This is a genomic window from Streptomyces sp. NPDC127197 (genome assembly GCF_042672405.1).
Classification (GTDB): Bacteria; Actinomycetota; Actinomycetes; order Streptomycetales; family Streptomycetaceae; genus Streptomyces; species Streptomyces flavusporus.
Genome location: NZ_JBHXVG010000009.1, coordinates 66,493 through 82,424, shown reverse-complemented (window position 1 = coordinate 82,424; position 15,932 = coordinate 66,493). Strand labels below are relative to the sequence as shown.

Annotated in this window: 12 protein-coding genes; 6 read left to right on the top strand and 6 right to left on the bottom strand. The window is 70.5% G+C overall.

Going from position 1 to position 15,932, the window contains the following annotated elements; all coding sequences use genetic code 11:
• Nucleotides 1-19: 19 nt before the first annotated feature.
• The 5 genes from ACFVJQ_RS16500 (at nucleotide 20) to ACFVJQ_RS16480 (ending at nucleotide 6,771) form a co-directional block, all read left to right on the top strand.
• The gene (locus ACFVJQ_RS16500; RefSeq protein WP_385509555.1) at nucleotides 20-688 is read left to right on the top strand and encodes a DUF3000 domain-containing protein; all 669 of its coding nucleotides are present in this window, start codon (nucleotides 20-22) and stop codon (nucleotides 686-688) included.
• A 260-nt stretch (nucleotides 689-948) separates the two neighbouring features.
• The gene (locus ACFVJQ_RS16495; protein WP_003993737.1) at nucleotides 949-1,611 is read left to right on the top strand and encodes a response regulator transcription factor; all 663 of its coding nucleotides are present in this window, start codon (nucleotides 949-951) and stop codon (nucleotides 1,609-1,611) included.
• A gap of 213 nt (nucleotides 1,612-1,824) precedes the next feature.
• Nucleotides 1,825-3,126, top strand: a complete 1,302-nt coding sequence (locus ACFVJQ_RS16490) for a ribonuclease D (RefSeq protein ID WP_385509554.1) — start codon at nucleotides 1,825-1,827, stop codon at nucleotides 3,124-3,126.
• A 301-nt stretch (nucleotides 3,127-3,427) separates the two neighbouring features.
• A complete protein-coding gene (locus ACFVJQ_RS16485) occupies nucleotides 3,428-4,645 on the top strand; it encodes a thiolase family protein (protein WP_385509553.1) in 1,218 nt (405 codons plus the stop codon).
• Complete coding sequence (locus ACFVJQ_RS16480) at nucleotides 4,642-6,771, top strand: 3-hydroxyacyl-CoA dehydrogenase NAD-binding domain-containing protein (RefSeq protein WP_385784419.1); 2,130 nt, start codon at nucleotides 4,642-4,644, stop codon at nucleotides 6,769-6,771. Before ACFVJQ_RS16485 ends, ACFVJQ_RS16480 begins: the two co-directional genes overlap by 4 nt.
• Before the next feature lie 111 nt (nucleotides 6,772-6,882).
• Here ACFVJQ_RS16480 and ACFVJQ_RS16475 read toward each other — a convergent pair whose 3' ends face one another.
• Complete coding sequence (locus ACFVJQ_RS16475; protein ID WP_385509780.1) at nucleotides 6,883-7,908, bottom strand: hypothetical protein; 1,026 nt, start codon at nucleotides 7,906-7,908, stop codon at nucleotides 6,883-6,885.
• A 67-nt stretch (nucleotides 7,909-7,975) separates the two neighbouring features.
• Between ACFVJQ_RS16475 and ACFVJQ_RS16470 the strand changes: the two genes are divergently transcribed.
• A complete protein-coding gene (locus tag ACFVJQ_RS16470) occupies nucleotides 7,976-8,338 on the top strand; it encodes an NTP pyrophosphohydrolase (protein ID WP_385784416.1) in 363 nt (120 codons plus the stop codon).
• 8 nt (nucleotides 8,339-8,346) lie between these two features.
• Here the strand turns inward: ACFVJQ_RS16470 and ACFVJQ_RS16465 are convergent, their stop codons facing one another.
• From ACFVJQ_RS16465 to ACFVJQ_RS16445, 5 genes are all read right to left on the bottom strand, one after another.
• The gene (locus ACFVJQ_RS16465) at nucleotides 8,347-9,801 is read right to left on the bottom strand and encodes an ArnT family glycosyltransferase (protein WP_385509550.1); all 1,455 of its coding nucleotides are present in this window, start codon (nucleotides 9,799-9,801) and stop codon (nucleotides 8,347-8,349) included.
• Between the two features lie 74 nt (nucleotides 9,802-9,875).
• Complete coding sequence (locus ACFVJQ_RS16460) at nucleotides 9,876-11,399, bottom strand: amino acid permease (protein ID WP_385509549.1); 1,524 nt, start codon at nucleotides 11,397-11,399, stop codon at nucleotides 9,876-9,878.
• Nucleotides 11,400-11,535: 136 nt separating this feature from the next.
• A complete protein-coding gene (gene dxs / locus ACFVJQ_RS16455; RefSeq protein ID WP_385509548.1) occupies nucleotides 11,536-13,455 on the bottom strand; it encodes a 1-deoxy-D-xylulose-5-phosphate synthase in 1,920 nt (639 codons plus the stop codon).
• Nucleotides 13,456-13,675: 220 nt separating this feature from the next.
• Nucleotides 13,676-14,971 carry a sugar ABC transporter permease gene (locus ACFVJQ_RS16450; protein WP_224733962.1) on the bottom strand — a complete coding sequence of 432 codons (1,296 nt, stop codon included), beginning with the start codon at nucleotides 14,969-14,971 and terminating at the stop codon, nucleotides 13,676-13,678.
• Nucleotides 14,968-15,759: an ATP-binding cassette domain-containing protein gene (locus ACFVJQ_RS16445; RefSeq protein WP_224733961.1), complete on the bottom strand. Its 792-nt coding sequence runs from the start codon at nucleotides 15,757-15,759 to the stop codon at nucleotides 14,968-14,970. The genes ACFVJQ_RS16450 and ACFVJQ_RS16445 overlap by 4 nt, the downstream gene beginning before the upstream one ends.
• Nucleotides 15,760-15,932 lie beyond the last annotated feature (173 nt).

The window sequence follows — 15,932 nt, the reverse complement described above, 5'->3', positions numbered from 1 at the left end:
TCCGCTTAATCTGCACCGCATGGCTGCGGCTCAGGGACGACTGTCGGACGACGCTGGCGGAACGGACGACCCGAAGGAGGAGGACCTGCATGCGGGCGAGACGGCTCCGCTGCCCTTCCGGGCCGCCGTGGACGCACTGCGGTCCGCGCGGCTGCGGCCGCAGATCGAGGTCGAGCCCACCCGCGCGCCGCAGCGGCTGGCCCCTCACTCGTACGCGCTGGAGGCCACCGTCGTCGACGGCGACCAGGACCTGGCCGACGGCCGGCTGGTGCTGCTGCACGACCCCGCCGGGCATGACGCCTGGCGGGGTACCTTCCGGTTGGTGACGCTGGTGCGCGCGGAGCTGGAGCCGGAGATGGCCGCCGACCCGCTGCTGCCGGAGGTGTGCTGGACCTGGCTGACGGGGGCGTTGCAGGCGCGCGGTCTGACGTACGGGGAGGCGAGCGGTACCGTCACGCGCGCGAGCTCCCATTACTTCGGCGGGCTGTCCGCGCGCCCGTCCGCCTCGCAGATCGAGATCCGTGCCTCGTGGACACCGCGGGAGGGCCTGGGCGGGGCGCCGGACACGGCGGCGCATCTGGCGTCCTGGTGCGATCTGCTCGCGCAGGTCGCGGGCCTGCCGCCGGCCGGTCCGGGTGACGCCTCGGTGGTGACGCTGCCCCAGCGGCGCGGCCCGCAGTCGCGCTGAGCGTCACCCGGCCGGGCCGCTTCAGGCCGATCTCTTTGTCGATACGACCACTTTCGGCCGTACCACGACGCGAACCGAAGCTGTTCGATCTTCGAATGATCGACCGCGTGTCCGAATTGCACAAATTGTTACTCACCGGATCGCGATCATTTTCTAAAGGCGGACCGGTTTGGTGCCGAAGACGTCTGTGACCTTGAAAGCACGGTTCGTCCCCCTTCACCCCCCACGAGCCGGCCCCGTCCCGCACCCCAGGAGGCCTGGTGTCCGTTCTCCTCGAGCAGCCCGCAAGCCTGGTCGCCTACCGCCCGAACAAGCCGACCGCCATGGTGGTCGTGGCCGACCCTCGCGTCCGCTCCACCGTCACCCGCCATCTGTGGGCGCTCGGTGTGCGCGATGTGATCGAGGCCTCGTCCATCGCAGAGGCTCGTCCCCGCATCGGCAACCCCCGCGACATCTGCGTCGCCGACGTCCATCTGCCCGACGGCTCCGGCCTCACGCTCCTGTCGGAGACCCGCGCCGCCGGCTGGCCCAACGGTCTCGCCCTGTCCGCCGCCGACGACATCGGCGCGGTGCGCAACGCCCTCGCGGGCGGTGTGAAGGGCTACGTCGTCACCGGCACCCGCACCAACGTCGGGCTCCCCACCCGACCGGGTGCCGCTCCCATCGGCGCGGCTGCCGCCCGTCTGCACCGCCGCCCCCCGGGTGCCCCGAGTCACCCGGGTGGCTACCGCGAGCTGTCCGGCCGCGAGGTGGAGGTGCTGCGGCTGGTCGCCGAAGGCCAGTCGAACAAGGCGATCGGCGTCTCGATGGGCCTGTCCGCCCTGACCGTCAAGAGCCACCTCGCCCGCATCGCCCGCAAGCTCGGCACGGGCGACCGCGCCGGGATGGTGGCGGTGGCCCTGCGCACCGGCATCATCCACTGACACTCACCGCACCCCGACCCTTCGAGCCACCCCTCCCCCGCCACCCCGCCTCACCACCACGGACGTGAACCGGATCGGCCGCCGATCCGCCCTACCTCCCCCGCCCGTCGTGCACCCGGTCCCGCACCGGCCTGACTGGTTTACGACCCTCGCGCGCCCGTCGACGGAACGTTCCGTCGGCGGGCGCTGTCCATCCACGGATACCCTTGACAGGTGACCGACGCCCAAGACACCGCAGCAGACACTTCACTGCGAACCACCGGGGGCGCCCCTCCGGACGACGGCGGAACTTCTGCAGCAGGGGCGCCCGACCTGTCACCGATCCCTTTGCTGGAGCCGCGCGAGGGCATTCCGCCCGTGATCGCGGACGAGGCCGCCCTCGCGGAGGTCATCGCCGCCTTCGCCGCCGGCTCCGGCCCGGTAGCCGTGGACGCCGAGCGCGCCTCCGGTTACCGCTACGGACAGCGCGCCTACCTCGTGCAGCTGCGCCGGGAGGGCGCGGGCACCGCGCTGATCGACCCCGCCGCCTGCCCCGACCTGTCGGGGCTGGGCGAGGCGCTGTCCGGCGTGGAGTGGGTGCTGCACGCGGCCACCCAGGACCTGCCGTGCCTGCGGGAGATAGGCATGATCCCCACGCGGCTGTTCGACACCGAGCTGGCCGGGCGGCTCTGCGGGTTTCCGCGGGTCGGCCTGGGGGCCATGGTCGAGAACGTACTCGGCTTCGTCCTGGAGAAGGGGCACTCCGCGGTCGACTGGTCCACCCGCCCGCTCCCCGAGCCCTGGCTTCGGTACGCGGCCCTCGACGTGGAGCTGCTCGTCGATCTGCGCGACGCCCTGGAGAAGGAGCTGGACCGGCAGGACAAGCTGGAGTGGGCCCGGCAGGAGTTCGCCGCGATCGCGTCGGCTCCGCCGCCCGAGCCCCGTAAGGATCCGTGGCGTCGTACGTCGGGGATGCACAAGGTACGGCGTCGTCGGCAGCTGGCCGTCGTGCGGGAGCTGTGGCAGATGCGGGACCGGATCGCCCAGCGCAGAGACGTATCGCCGGGCAAGGTTCTCAGCGACGCGGCCATCGTCGAGGCCGCGCTTTCCATGCCGGCGAATGTGCACGCTCTGTCGGCCCTGAACGGGTTCGGGCACCGGGTGGGGCGGCGGCAGCTGGAGCAGTGGCAGGCCGCGGTGGATCGCGCGAAGGCGCTGCCCGAGGACCGGCTGCCGCAGCCGGGGCAGCCGGTGGCCGGGCCGCCACCGCCACGGGCGTGGGCGGACAAGGATCCGGCGGCCGCGGCTCGACTGTCCGCGGCGCGCACCGGGGTGTCCGCGCTGGCCGAGCAGCTCAACCTGCCTCAGGAGAACCTGATCGCGCCGGACACCGTGCGGCGCCTGTGCTGGGAGCCGCCGAAGTCTGCCGACGGGGAGGCCGTTGCTGCCGCGCTGGTCGGACATGGGGCTCGGGCATGGCAGGTGGCGCTGGTGACGCCGGTTCTGGTGGCTGCGTTGGCCGCCAAGGCGCCGTAGGGGTTTGTGTCGTGCGGCGGCCAAAGGTCGTGTGTGGTTGCTCGCACCCGCGGTGGGAGTCCCCCCGCTCGAGCGAAGCCGAGAGTGGGGGAGGAGCCGCATATCGATACAGCCCCGCGCCCCTGAAGGGGCGCCTCACCTGGTCGCTCCTTTCAGGAAGCTGGTAGGCGCCCGACAAAGCGACGCCCGCTGGTGTGACCTTCACCGCTCGACCCAGCAGGACTGTGCAGCTACGTTACTCATTAGTAGCATGGTCATAAGCGCGCGCTCAGCGCCCCCGCACCTCTGGAGGAGAGCCATCGTGCCTCGTACCGTCAGGGACGTCGTCTTCGTCGACGGCGTCCGCACCCCGTTCGGCAAGGCGGGCCCGAAGGGCATCTACCACGAGACCCGCGCCGACGACCTCGTCGTGAAGGCGATCCGGGAGCTGCTGCGCCGCAACCCGGGTCTCGACCCGAAGAAGATCGACGAGGTCGCCATCGCTGCGACCACCCAGATCGGCGACCAGGGCCTGACCATCGGCCGCACCGCCGGCATCCTCGCCGGGCTGCCGCAGTCCGTGCCCGGCTACTCCATCGACCGCATGTGTGCCGGCGCCCTGACCGCGGTGACGACCACCGCCGGTTCCATCGCCTTCGGCGCCTACGACGCCGTCATCGCCGGTGGTGTCGAGCACATGGGCCGCCACCCCATGGGCGAGGGCGTGGACCCGAACCCGCGGTTCGTCAGCGAGAAGCTGGTCGACGAGTCGGCCCTGTTCATGGGCATGACCGCGGAGAACCTGCACGACCGCTACCCGCACATCACCAAGCAGCGCGCCGACGAGTACGCGGTGCGCTCGCAGGAGAAGGCCGCCAAGGCGTACGCCAACGGCAAGATCCAGCAGGACCTGGTGCCGATCTCGGTGCGACGCACGAACGCCGAGGCCGGGGAGACGGGCTGGGGCCTGGTCACCGCCGACGAGCCGATGCGCCCGGGCACCACCCTGGAGAACCTGGCGGGCCTCAAGACCCCGTTCCGCGTCCACGGCCGGGTCACCGCCGGTAACGCGGCCGGTCTGAACGACGGCGCCACCGCGTCGATCATCGCGAGCGAGGACTTCGCCCGCGAGAACAACCTGCCGGTCAAGATGCGCCTGGTCTCCTACGCCTTCGCGGGCGTCGAGCCGGAGGTCATGGGTTACGGCCCGATCCCGGCCACGGAGAAGGCCCTCGCCAAGGCCGGTCTGTCGATCGAGGACATCAACCTGTTCGAGATCAACGAGGCCTTCGCCGTCCAGGTCCTGGCCTTCCTGGACCACTACGGCATCGCCGACGACGACGAGCGCGTCAACCAGTACGGCGGCGCCATCGCCTTCGGGCACCCGCTGGCCTCCTCCGGCGTCCGTCTGATGACGCAGCTGGCCCGCCAGTTCGAGGAGCAGCCGCACGTCCGCTACGGCCTGACCACCATGTGCGTCGGCTTCGGCATGGGCGCGACGGTCATCTGGGAGAACCCGCACTTCGAGGGGGACAAGTGAGCACCACCGCTGAGCTGTTGAAGGGTGCGGCCGAGCTGTTCCCGGACGAGGTCGTCACCCAGGCGCACGTACGCCACTTCGATCTGCCCTTCCAGGCCGGGCGGTTCGCCCTGATCACCCTGGACAACGGGCACGACCACACCAAGCCGACCACCTTCGGCCCGGCCTCGCTGGCGAACCTCAACACCGCCATCGACCAGGTCGAGAAGGAGGCCGCGGACGGCGACATCGTCGGCGTCGGCATCACCGGCAAGCCGTTCATCTTCGCGGTCGGCGCCGACCTCAAGGGCGTCGAGCTGCTGAAGGAGTACGACCACGCGCTCGCCATCGGCAAGGGCGGCCACGAGGTCTTCAAGCGCCTCGCCGGCCTCGCCGTGCCGACCTTCGCGTACTACAACGGCGCGGCCATGGGCGGCGGCGTCGAGGTCGGTCTGCACTGCACGTACCGGACCGTCTCGAAGGCCGTCCCGGCGTTCTCGCTCCCCGAGGTGTTCCTGGGCCTGGTCCCGGGCTGGGGCGGCTGCACGCTGCTGCCGAACCTGATCGGCGCGGACCGCGCGGTCAGCGTCATCATCGAGAACTCGCTCAACCAGAACAAGCAGCTCAAGGGCCAGCAGGTCTTCGACCTCGGGATCGCCGACGCGATCTTCGAGGGCGCCGACTTCCTGGAGCAGTCGCTGCTGTGGACGGCCTCCGTCCTCAAGGGCGACATCGAGGTCGAGCGCCCGGTCATCGACCGCACCGAGGCCTGGGACCAGGCCGTCGAGCGCGGCCGTGCCTTCGCCGACTCCAAGGTGCACGGCGCGGCCCCGGCCGCCTACCGCGCCCTGGACATCATCGCCGCCGCCAAGAACGGCGACCTCCAGCAGGGCTACGACGCCGAGGACAAGGCCCTCGCCGACCTGATCATGGGCGGTGAACTGCGCGCCGGTATCTACGCGTTCAACCTGGTGCAGAAGCGCGGCAAGCGTCCGGCGGGTGCTCCGGACAAGTCGCTGGCCCGTCCGGTCACCAAGGTCGGCGTCGTGGGCGCGGGCCTCATGGCCTCGCAGCTCGCCCTGCTCTTCCTGCGCCGCCTCGAGGTGCCCGTCGTCCTGACGGACATCGACCAGGAGCGCGTCGACAAGGGTGTGGGGTATGTCCACGCCGAGATCGACAAGCTGCTCGGCAAGGGCCGGGTCAACCAGGACAAGGCCAACCGCCTCAAGGCGCTGGTCTCCGGTGTCCTGGACAAGGCCGAGGGCTTCGCGGACGCGGACTTCATCATCGAGGCCGTGTTCGAGGAGATGGGCGTCAAGCAGCAGGTGTTCGCGGAGGTCGAGGCGGTCGCCCCGGCGCACGCGATCCTTGCCACCAACACCTCCTCCCTGTCGGTGTCGGAGATGGCGTCGAAGCTGAAGCACCCCGAGCGGGTCGTCGGCTTCCACTTCTTCAACCCGGTCGCGGTTCTGCCGCTGCTCGAGATCGTCCGCGGCGAGCAGACCGACGACGCCTCGCTGGCCACCGCCTTCGGTGTCGCCAAGAAGCTGAAGAAGACGGCGGTTCTGGTGAAGGACGCCCCGGCGTTCGTCGTGAACCGCATCCTCACCCGCTTCATGGGCGAGATCCAGAACGTCATCGACGAGGGCACGCCGGTCGAGGTCGCCGAGAAGGCGGTCGAGCCGCTGGGCCTGCCGATGTCGCCGCTGGTCCTGCTCGAGCTGGTCGGTCCGGCGATCGGCCTGCACGTCTCCGAGACGCTCAACAAGGCGTTCCCGGACCGCTTCACCGTCTCCCCGAACCTCAAGGCGGTCGTCGAGGCGGGCAAGCGCGGCTTCTACGTCTACGACAGCGGCAAGCCCGAGCTGGACCCGGAGGTCGCCGCGCTGCTGAAGCAGGGCGACACCGTCCTCACCGAGGAGCAGGTGCGGACCCGGGTGCTGGACGCGGTGGCGCAGGAGATCGGGCTCATGCTCGACGAGGGCGTCGTCGCCGAGGCCCAGGACATCGACCTCTGCCTGATCACGGGCGCCGGCTGGCCCTTCCACCTGGGCGGCATCACGCCGTACCTGGACCGTGAGGGTGTCTCCGAGCGGGTGAACGGGAAGCGGTTCCTGGCCCCGGGTGTGGCGTCGGTTCCGGCGTAACGGCCGTACGGCGTAAGTGAAGAGGGCCTCCGCGGTGTGCGGAGGCCCTCTTTCACGTACAGCTCCAGGTCGTTCCTCCTCGGGCGTCCGCCGCCCGGCACCACACGCCGCTCAGACAACCTGCCACGCGGTCAACGCCAACCCCGGCTCGTCCTTCTGCCGGGTCAGCCGCAGTCGGCCGTCCGGTGTCGCCGTCGCGGCGACGACACGGCCCTCGGTGTCCTCCGCCAGCGCGACCCGTGCGCCCGCCGGCAGCTGGGGTCCGGACTCGGTCCACCACAGGCCCGCCGCCTCCTGCTCGGTGGGATACGCCGCGAAGGCCACCCTCCCGGAGGACGAACGCTGGGCCAGCAGGGTGCAGTCATGGCCCTCGAGGACGCAGCGCAGGACCGCCACGGGCCCTGGCCCCGCGGCGGCGACCAGCGCGATCGGCTCGCCGCCGGGACGCCAGGCGTACAGCATGCCCTCGGGGTCCGCGTAGAACAGCGTCGTGTACTCCTTCGAGGTGGGCAACGCACTCAGCGTGCCCGGCTCGATCCGTACGGGCAGCGGGTCGGCCGCGACCGGACGCGCGCCCGGCTCCTGCTGCAACCAGCGCAGGACGCCCGTGGGGCTGGTGGCGTACACCTCGACCCGGCCCGACTCCCCCGTGACGGCGACGAGTTCCTCGTCCACCTTGGAGCCCCTGAGGTCGTGCCAGCCGTTCCAGCCGCCGCGCTCCTTCTGGTTGATGGTGTGGACGCCCCTGCCGCGATTGCGGACGAAGACGTAGGCACGTCCTTCGGCGTCGACGGCCACGGCGGGCATCCCGGTCCGAGCACCCTTCTTGTTGGGGTGACCGATCGGCATCCAGTCGAGGGCGGCGAGGTGGGGGCGGAAGTGTGTGGAGTGAACCAGGCCCGCCTCGCCGCCCGCAGTGGGCCGCCAGGCCACGAGGTGCGCGTATCCGTCGGCGCCCTGGCCGACGGCGAGCCCGGGGTGCAGACGTTGGTCTCCGCCCACCTTGCGGGAGGGCAGCCAGGCGCCGCCCGGATGGCGCTCGGCCCAGCACCACACGGCCTCGTCACTCGGGGCGTAGGCGCTGAGCCGCCCGTCACGGCCGCGTATGAGCCAGTTGCCGTTCACTGCACGGACCATTGACACGCCCCTACTTTAATCGGGTCTGCCGGGTTCCCTCTCGGCGGCTCGTGCGACCCTGGGTGGCATGAGTGCCCCGCTCCTGGTCATCGTCGACGCTGCCAACGTGGTCGGTTCGGTGCCTGACGGGTGGTGGCGGGATCGGCGCGGGGCGGCGGAGCGGTTGCGGGATCGGCTGGCGGCGGATGGGGTGCCGGGGCGGGCGGAGCCTGTGGACATCGTCCTTGTGGTGGAGGGGGCCGCCCGCGGGGTGTCGTCCGTAGCGGGGGTACGGGTCGAGGCGGCGGACGGGAGTGGGGACGATCGGATCGTCGAGCTGGTGGCGGAGGCCGGCGAACGCTCTTGCCTGGTCGTCACGGCGGACCGTGAACTGCGGCGGCGGGTCGGGGAGTTGGGGGCGGAGGTCGTGGGGCCGCGGGCTGTGAGGTGAGCGGGCAGCTAACCCACTCGGGCATACAGCACCGCCCCGTCCGCCTCCCCCACCTCCTCATACCCCGCCGACAGCAACCGTCGTAGGGTCGGCAGGCGTTCCGGGGTGTACGGCTTGCCTCGGGAGTCGTCGATGATCAGGGCGGGGGGATGTGCCGCCAACTCGGCGCGGAAGACCGGCCAGGCTCCCTCTACGGCGTGTTTCTCGCCGACCTGGGGGCCGTTGCGGCCGCCGCTGTAGTTGGTGAGGAGGCCGGCGGTGAGGTAGCGGCTGGCGGGGGTGCGGTCGGCGAGCCAGTACGTCTCCGGGTGCATGCCCCAGATCAGGACGCGGTCACCGGGGTCGGTGCGGCGGGCGGTGGCGTCCGCCAGGCGCTGGGCGTGGGCGAGTTCGGTGCGGGGGGCCAGCAGGCCCCAGGCCAGGAAGAGGGTGCAGCAGCAGGCCGAGGTGAGGACGGCGGCGATCAGGCGCTCGCGGGGCAGGATGTGCAGCGCGGCCGTCGCCAACAGGACCAGCGGCGGCAGGAGTTGCAGGTAGTAGTGGCCGAAGAAATGGAAGCCGGCCAGCACCGCCCCAGCCGACGCGGCGAACCACAGCCACAGCTCGGCGGCGCCGGTGCGGGCGATGCGCAGCACCCGCACGACCGGCGGGATCAGGCCCGCGCACCCCACGGCCAGGATCGCGGTGTTGGCCAGGGCCCGGCCCAGTACGTGGAGTTCGGAGCCCGTGAAGGAGGCGTACGCCCCCGATCCGGTGACCGTCCAGAAGAGGAAGCCGGCCGGGTCGGTGACCAGGGCCGCGCCCAGCACCGGCAGCACGGCCCCCGCGCCCAGCCGCACCAGCCCTCCCCGCGAGCCACCGCCCGCACGGATGCACAGCCACATCACCGGCAGCAGTACGGCCGCCCCGGTCTGCTTGGTGAGGAAGGCACAGGCGACGGCCACCCCCGCGGCTCCCCAGTGGCGGCGGTCCGCACACCACATCGCGGCGGCCGTGCAGGGCAGTATGAACACCTCGAAGCCGACGGCCTGCGCGTCCTCGGGGTTGAGCCCCACGGAGGCCGGCAGGTACAGCAAGCCGGCGGTGCGGCCGGCGCGATCGCCCCAGCGACGCCGGGCGTGCGAGGCGAGCAGGACGGCGGTGAGCAGATGGGCCAGCACCGCCAGCGCCCTGACCGGCGTGAGCGACTCGGATCCTGCGACCGCGAACATCCCCTCGTACAGCCACGGCACGAGCGGCGGCTTGCGGTCCACGACCGTCTCGTACAGCTCTCCCCCGTGCGCCAGCATCCGCGCCTGTACGGCGAGATAGCCCTCGTCGGGATTCCACAGCGGCCGGACGAAGGAGGGGGCCCGGGTGAGACAGGCCAGCCCGGCCAGCAGGGGCAGCAGCCGGGTCCAGTAGCCGTGCTTCTCCCCCGGTGCGGACACGGAGCGTGGCGGGGCGAGGGACTCGGCGCGCATACGCCGTACGCTATCCGGCCCCGTATGCCCCACTGAAACAGGACATACGGGGCCGGAGCCTCAAACTGAGGCGGTCACTCCTCGTCGCCGCGGGCCGGTTTCATCACCTCGGCGACGGTGGTCTCCTCGTGGCGTCCGAGACGGCTGTGGGAGCGGCCGTAGAGGAAGTAGACGACGAAGCCGATCGCCATCCAGATGGCGAACCGCACCCAGGTCTCGGCGGACAGGTTCAGCATCAGCCACAGGGAGGCCAGCACGGACACGATCGGGAGCACGGGCACCCAGGGGGTGCGGAAGGCGCGGTGCAGGTCGGGGCGGGTCCTGCGGAGGATGATCACGCCCAGCGCGACGACCACGAAGGCGAACAGTGTGCCGATGTTCACCAGCGCGGCGAGTTCCTGCAGGGGCGTGAATCCGGCGAGGATCGCGATGAGGACGCCGAGCAGGATGGTCGGCCGGTGCGGGGTCCTGAACCGCGGGTGGACGCGGGAGAAGAAGCGGGGCAGCAGGCCGTCCCGGCTCATCGCGAAGAACACCCGGGTCTGGCCGAGCAGCAGGATCATGCAGACGGTGGTCAGGCCGACGGCGGCGCCGAAGCTGATGAAGCCCGCGTACCAGGGGTGCCCGGTGGCCTTGAACGCGTCGGCGAGCGGGGCGTCCACCGACAACTGGCTGTAGTGCTGCATACCGGTGACGACGATCGACACCAGGACGTAGAGCGCGGTGCAGATGAACAGGGAGCCGAGGATGCCGCGGGGCATGTCGCGCTGCGGGTTCCTGGTCTCCTCGGCGGCGGTGGCCACGACGTCGAAGCCGATGAACGCGAAGAAGACGACCGAGGCGGCGGTGAAGATGCCCATCACGCCGAAGTCGGACGGCGCCCAGCCGAACATCAGCTGGATGAGCGGCGACTCCAGGCTCTTCCCCGCCTCCTGGGGCCGCGCATCGGGAATGAACGGTTTGTAGTTGTCGGCCGTGATGAAGAAGGCACCCGCGATGATCACGACCAGGACGACGGTCACCTTGATGGCGACGACGAGCGAGGTGACGCGCGCGGACAGCTTCATGCCGAGCACCAGGATCACGGTGAGGACGAGCACCAGGGCGGCGGCGAGGATGTCGAAGCCGAAGCCGTCGGCGCCCTGCCGGGTCCCGAGCGCCTCGGGCATGTGCCAGCCCACGTTGCCCATCAGCGAGGCGATGTAACCGGACCAGCCGACGGCCACCACCGCCGTGCCCAGCGCGAACTCCAGGACGAGGTCCCAGCCGATGATCCAGGCGGGCAGTTCGCCCAGGGAGGCGTACGAGAAGGTGTACGCGGAGCCGGCCACCGGGACGGTGGAGGCGAACTCCGCGTAGCACAGCGCGGCCAGGGCGCAGACGACGCCGGCCACCACGAAGGACAGCGCCACGGCCGGTCCGGCGTGGTTCTTCGCGGCCGTGCCGGTGAGGACGAAGATGCCGGTGCCGATGATGACGCCGACGCCGAAGACCGTCAGGTCCAGGGCGGACAGGGATTTCTTGAGCGCGTGCTCGGGTTCCTCGGTATCGAGGATCGACTGCTCGACCTTCTTCGTCCGGAAGAGGGTGCTGCTCACGGCATACCTCCCACGCTTGTCGGCCTCGACATGATCGAGAGGGGGCGTAGTGCGCGTATGCCCCGGCGTGAGCAGTTTCACGCTGATGGGCCGGTTTCACCACTTCACCGTGGTGCAACCGGCCCATTCAGGGGGTTCAGTCGCGTGCGGCCTCGATCTCGTCGGCCGCGGACCGCTCGTAGCGTCCGTCGAGCCTGGCGACCAGCCCGGTGACCTGGCGGGCGATGTCCGGGGCGGTGAGCCCGATCTCCGCCATGACCTCGGCGCGGGAGGCGTGGTCGAGGAAGCGCGGCGGGATGCCGAAGTCCCGCAGCGGAACGTCGACGCCCGCGTCCCGCAGGGTCTGCGCGACGGCCGATCCGACGCCGCCCACCCGGGAGTTGTCCTCCACGGTGACGACCACACGGTGCCGCTCGGCGAGCGGGACCATGGCCTCGTCCACCGGCTTGACCCAGCGCGGGTCGACGACGGTGGTGGAGATGCCCTGCCTGTCGAGGAGCGTGGCGATCTCCAGGCACATCGGCGCGAGGGCGCCGACGGAGACCAGCAGCACGTCGGGGGTGGTGGTGCCGGGCTCGCGCAGCACGTCCATGCCGCCGATACGGCCCACGGCGGGTACGGCGGGAGCGACGACGCCCTTGGAGTAGCGCAGCACGGTCGGCGCGTCGTCCACCTCGACGGCCTCGCGCAGCTGGGTGCGCAGTTGCTCGGCGTCGCGCGGCGCGGCGATGCGCAGGCCGGGCACGACCTGGAGCATCGACATGTCCCACATGCCGTTGTGGGAGGCGCCGTCGTCTCCGGTGACGCCGGCCCGGTCGAGCACGAACGTCACACCGCACTTGTGCAGGGCGACATCCATGAGGACCTGGTCGAAGGCGCGGTTGAGGAAGGTGGCGTACACCGCGAAGACGGGGTGCAGTCCGCCGGTGGCGAGGCCGGCCGCGGAGACGGCGGCGTGCTGCTCGGCGATGCCGACGTCGTAGATCCGGTCGGGGAAGGCGTCGGCGAACTTCTTCAGGCCGACCGGCTGGAGCATGGCGGCCGTGATGGCGACGATGTCGTCCCGCTCCCGGCCCAGCCTGACCATCTCGTCGCCGAAGACGGAGGTCCAGCTGGCGGCGGAGGCCTTGATGGGCAGCCCGGTGTCGGGGTGGATCGGGCCGATGCCGTGGAAGCGGTCGGCCTCGTCCTGCTCGGCGGGCTTGTAGCCGCGGCCCTTCTCGGTGAGGCAGTGCACGATGACCGGCCCGCCGAACCGCTTGGCCCGGCCCAGCGCCGACTCCAGCGCCTCGATGTCGTGCCCGTCGATCGGGCCGACGTACTTCAGACCGAGGTCCTCGAACATGCCCTGCGGGGCGATGAAGTCCTTCAGGCCCTTCTTGGCCCCGTGCAGGGTGTCGTAGAGCGGCCGGCCGACGACGGGCGTCCGCTCCAGCACCTCCTTGGTGCGGGCCAGGAAGCGCTCGTAGCCGTCCGTCGTACGCAGGGTGGCGAGGTGATTGGCGAGGCCGCCGATCGTCGGGGCGTACGACCGCTCGTTGTCGTTGACGACGATGACCAGCGGGCGGTCCCCGTCGGCGATGTTGTTCAGGGCCTCCCAGGCCATACCGCCGGTCAGGGCGCCGTCACCGATCACGGCGACGACATGGTCGTCGCGTTTGCGCAGCTGGTTGGCTTTGGCGAGGCCGTCGGCCCAGCCCAGGACCGTGGAGGCGTGGCTGTTCTCGATGACGTCATGGGCGGACTCGGCGCGCGACGGGTAGCCGGACAGACCGCCCTTGCTGCGCAGCTTGCCGAAGTCCTGCCGGCCGGTGAGCAGCTTGTGGACGTACGCCTGGTGGCCGGTGTCCCACAGCACCTTGTCCTTGGGCGAGTCGAACACGCGGTGCAGGGCGATGGTCAGCTCGACCACACCGAGATTGGGGCCGAGGTGGCCGCCGGTCTTGGAAACCGCCTCGACGAGGAAGGTCCGGATCTCGTCCGCCAGCTGGTCCAGCTCCTCCAGGCTGAGCCGGTCCAGATCACGCGGTCCCCTGATGCGGGTCAGCAGCGGCACCCGTGCCTCCTTGCAGTAGAGCTGTTCGAGCTGTTGCCGGGCCTGACGAGTCTAATGTTCCGCCCAGGCAACCGACGCCGGGGCGGTGCGTCATACATCACGCGTTCGGCTCTACCCAGGAACGCCCTTCAGTACAACGCCCAAGGGGCGCGGGGAACTGCGCGACCGGCCACAACGGACCGGCACGCGGCAGTCCACCCGCGCCCCTACGGCGAGAGTTCTACGCTCGACCAGCGGTCTTCTGGGTACGCCGGGTGATCGAGTCGATAACCACCGTCGTCAGCAGCACACCCGCCGTGATCATGTACTTCACCGGCTCGGCAATGGACTCCAGCTGGAGGCCGTACTGGATCGAGACGATCACCAGGACACCCAGGAGGGCGTTCCAGGTGCGGCCCCGGCCACCGAAGAGGCTGGTGCCACCGATGACCGCCGCAGCGATCGCGTTCATCAGCAGGTCACCCGTACCCGCACTCTGGTTGGCAGACGCGATCTTCGACGCCAGGAACAGACCACCGATCGCGGCGAAGCCACCCGAGATCGCGAACACCGAGATCCGCACGGCGGTGACATTGATGCCCGCACGCCGCGAAGCCTCCACGCTGCCACCGAGCGCGAACACCTTGCGCCCGTACGACGTCCTCCGCAGCACGAAGTCCGTGCCGACGAGGAACACCAGGAAGATCACGGTGGCCAGCGGCAGGCCCTTGTACTGGTTGTACATGAACGCCGCGGCGAAGGAGACCACCGCCAGCAGCCCCGTCCGCAGCAGCGTGTCGCTCAGCGGCCGCGACGGGACGCCCGCCGCCTCACGGCGCCGGTTCCCGAGGAACGAGGTGATGAAGAAGACCGCGGTCACCACGGCCGCCAGGCCGTACGCGGCGGCGATGTCCGTGAAGAAGTACGTCGTCAGCTGGCCGATGAAGCCGTCGCTGTCGAGGTTGATCGTGCCGTTCTCGCCCAGTGTCTGGAGCATGAAGCCCAGCCAGAAGAGCAGACCGGCCAGGGTGACCGCGAACGCCGGAGCGCCGAGGACCGCGAAGAAGAAGCCGTGCGCCGCGCCGATGACGACGCCCGCGCCGACGGCGAACAGCACCGCCAGCCACTCGGGCCAGCCCTGGTTGACCGCCATCACGGCCGCGATGGCGCTGGACGCGCCGCTGACCGAGCCGACGGACAGGTCGATCTCGCCGAGCAGCAGCACGAAGACGATGCCGACGGAGATCATGCCCGTGCCGACCATCGTGACGGTGATGTCGCTGATGTTCTGCGCGGACAGGAACGCCGAGTTGAGGGACTGGAAGACGACGCAGATGACGACCAGGCCGACGATGACGGGCAGGGAGCCCAGCTCGCCCGCCTTCATCTTGCGCTTGAACTCACCGAGGTAGCCGGCGAGGCCCTGCTCGCGCACCAGGAGCCGCGGGTCGACCGCGGTCACCGCGGCCGCGGCGGCCTCGGGGTTCTCGACGACGGTCTCGTCCTGCGGGGACGTGGAGGTCTTGTCGATGCTCACTGGGAAACCTCCCCGGTCGTGCGCGCCGCACGGCGGGTCACGGCGTTGTCGGTGGCGCCGGTGATGGCGGAGATGATCTCCTCCTGCGAGGTCGTCTTGACCTCGAAGACGCCGTTGTTGCGGCCCAGGCGCAGCACCGCCACCTTGTCGGCGACGGCCTTCACATCGGCCATGTTGTGGCTGATCAGGATCACGGCGTGGCCGCGCTCGCGCAGCCGCTCGACCAGGTCGAGGACCTGGGCGGTCTGCTCGACACCGAGGGCCGCGGTGGGCTCGTCGAGGATGACCAGCTTGGGCTCGCCGAGCATGGAGCGGGCGATGGCCACGGTCTGGCGCTGACCGCCGGAGAGCGAGGCGATCGGGATGCGGACGCTGGGGATGCGGATCGACAGCGTCTTCAGCAGCTCCTGGGAGCGGCGCTCCATCTCGACCTCGTCGAGGACGCCCCACTTCCGCAGCTCACGGCCGAGGAACAGGTTGCCGACGACGTCGATGTTGTCGCACAGCGCGAGGTCCTGGTAGACCGTCGCGATGCCCAGGGCCTGGGCGTCGTGCGGCCTGTTGATCGAAACGGACTTGCCTTCCCATTCGATGACGCCCTCATCGATGGGGTGCACGCCGGCGATCGTCTTGACCAGCGTGGACTTTCCGGCGCCGTTGTCGCCGACCAGGGCGACCACTTCACCGGCGTGGACCTCAAGCTCTACGTCGGTGAGCGCCTGAACGGCACCGAACCGCTTGGAGACCCCGCGCAACGCCAGCACGGGCGTAGCGGACACGTGAACCATCTCCTTCGCCGCCTGACCCGGCGGGAGGTTGTGCAGAAGACTGGGGGATGTTCCGTCCGGCGCCCCGCACGAGCTTGCGGGGCTGTATGTACGCGGGGCGCCGGAGGAGCCTGGAGAACTGCAGTCCCGTACGGGAATCCCAGGACGAGTTCCTGGGTGATTCCCGTACTTTC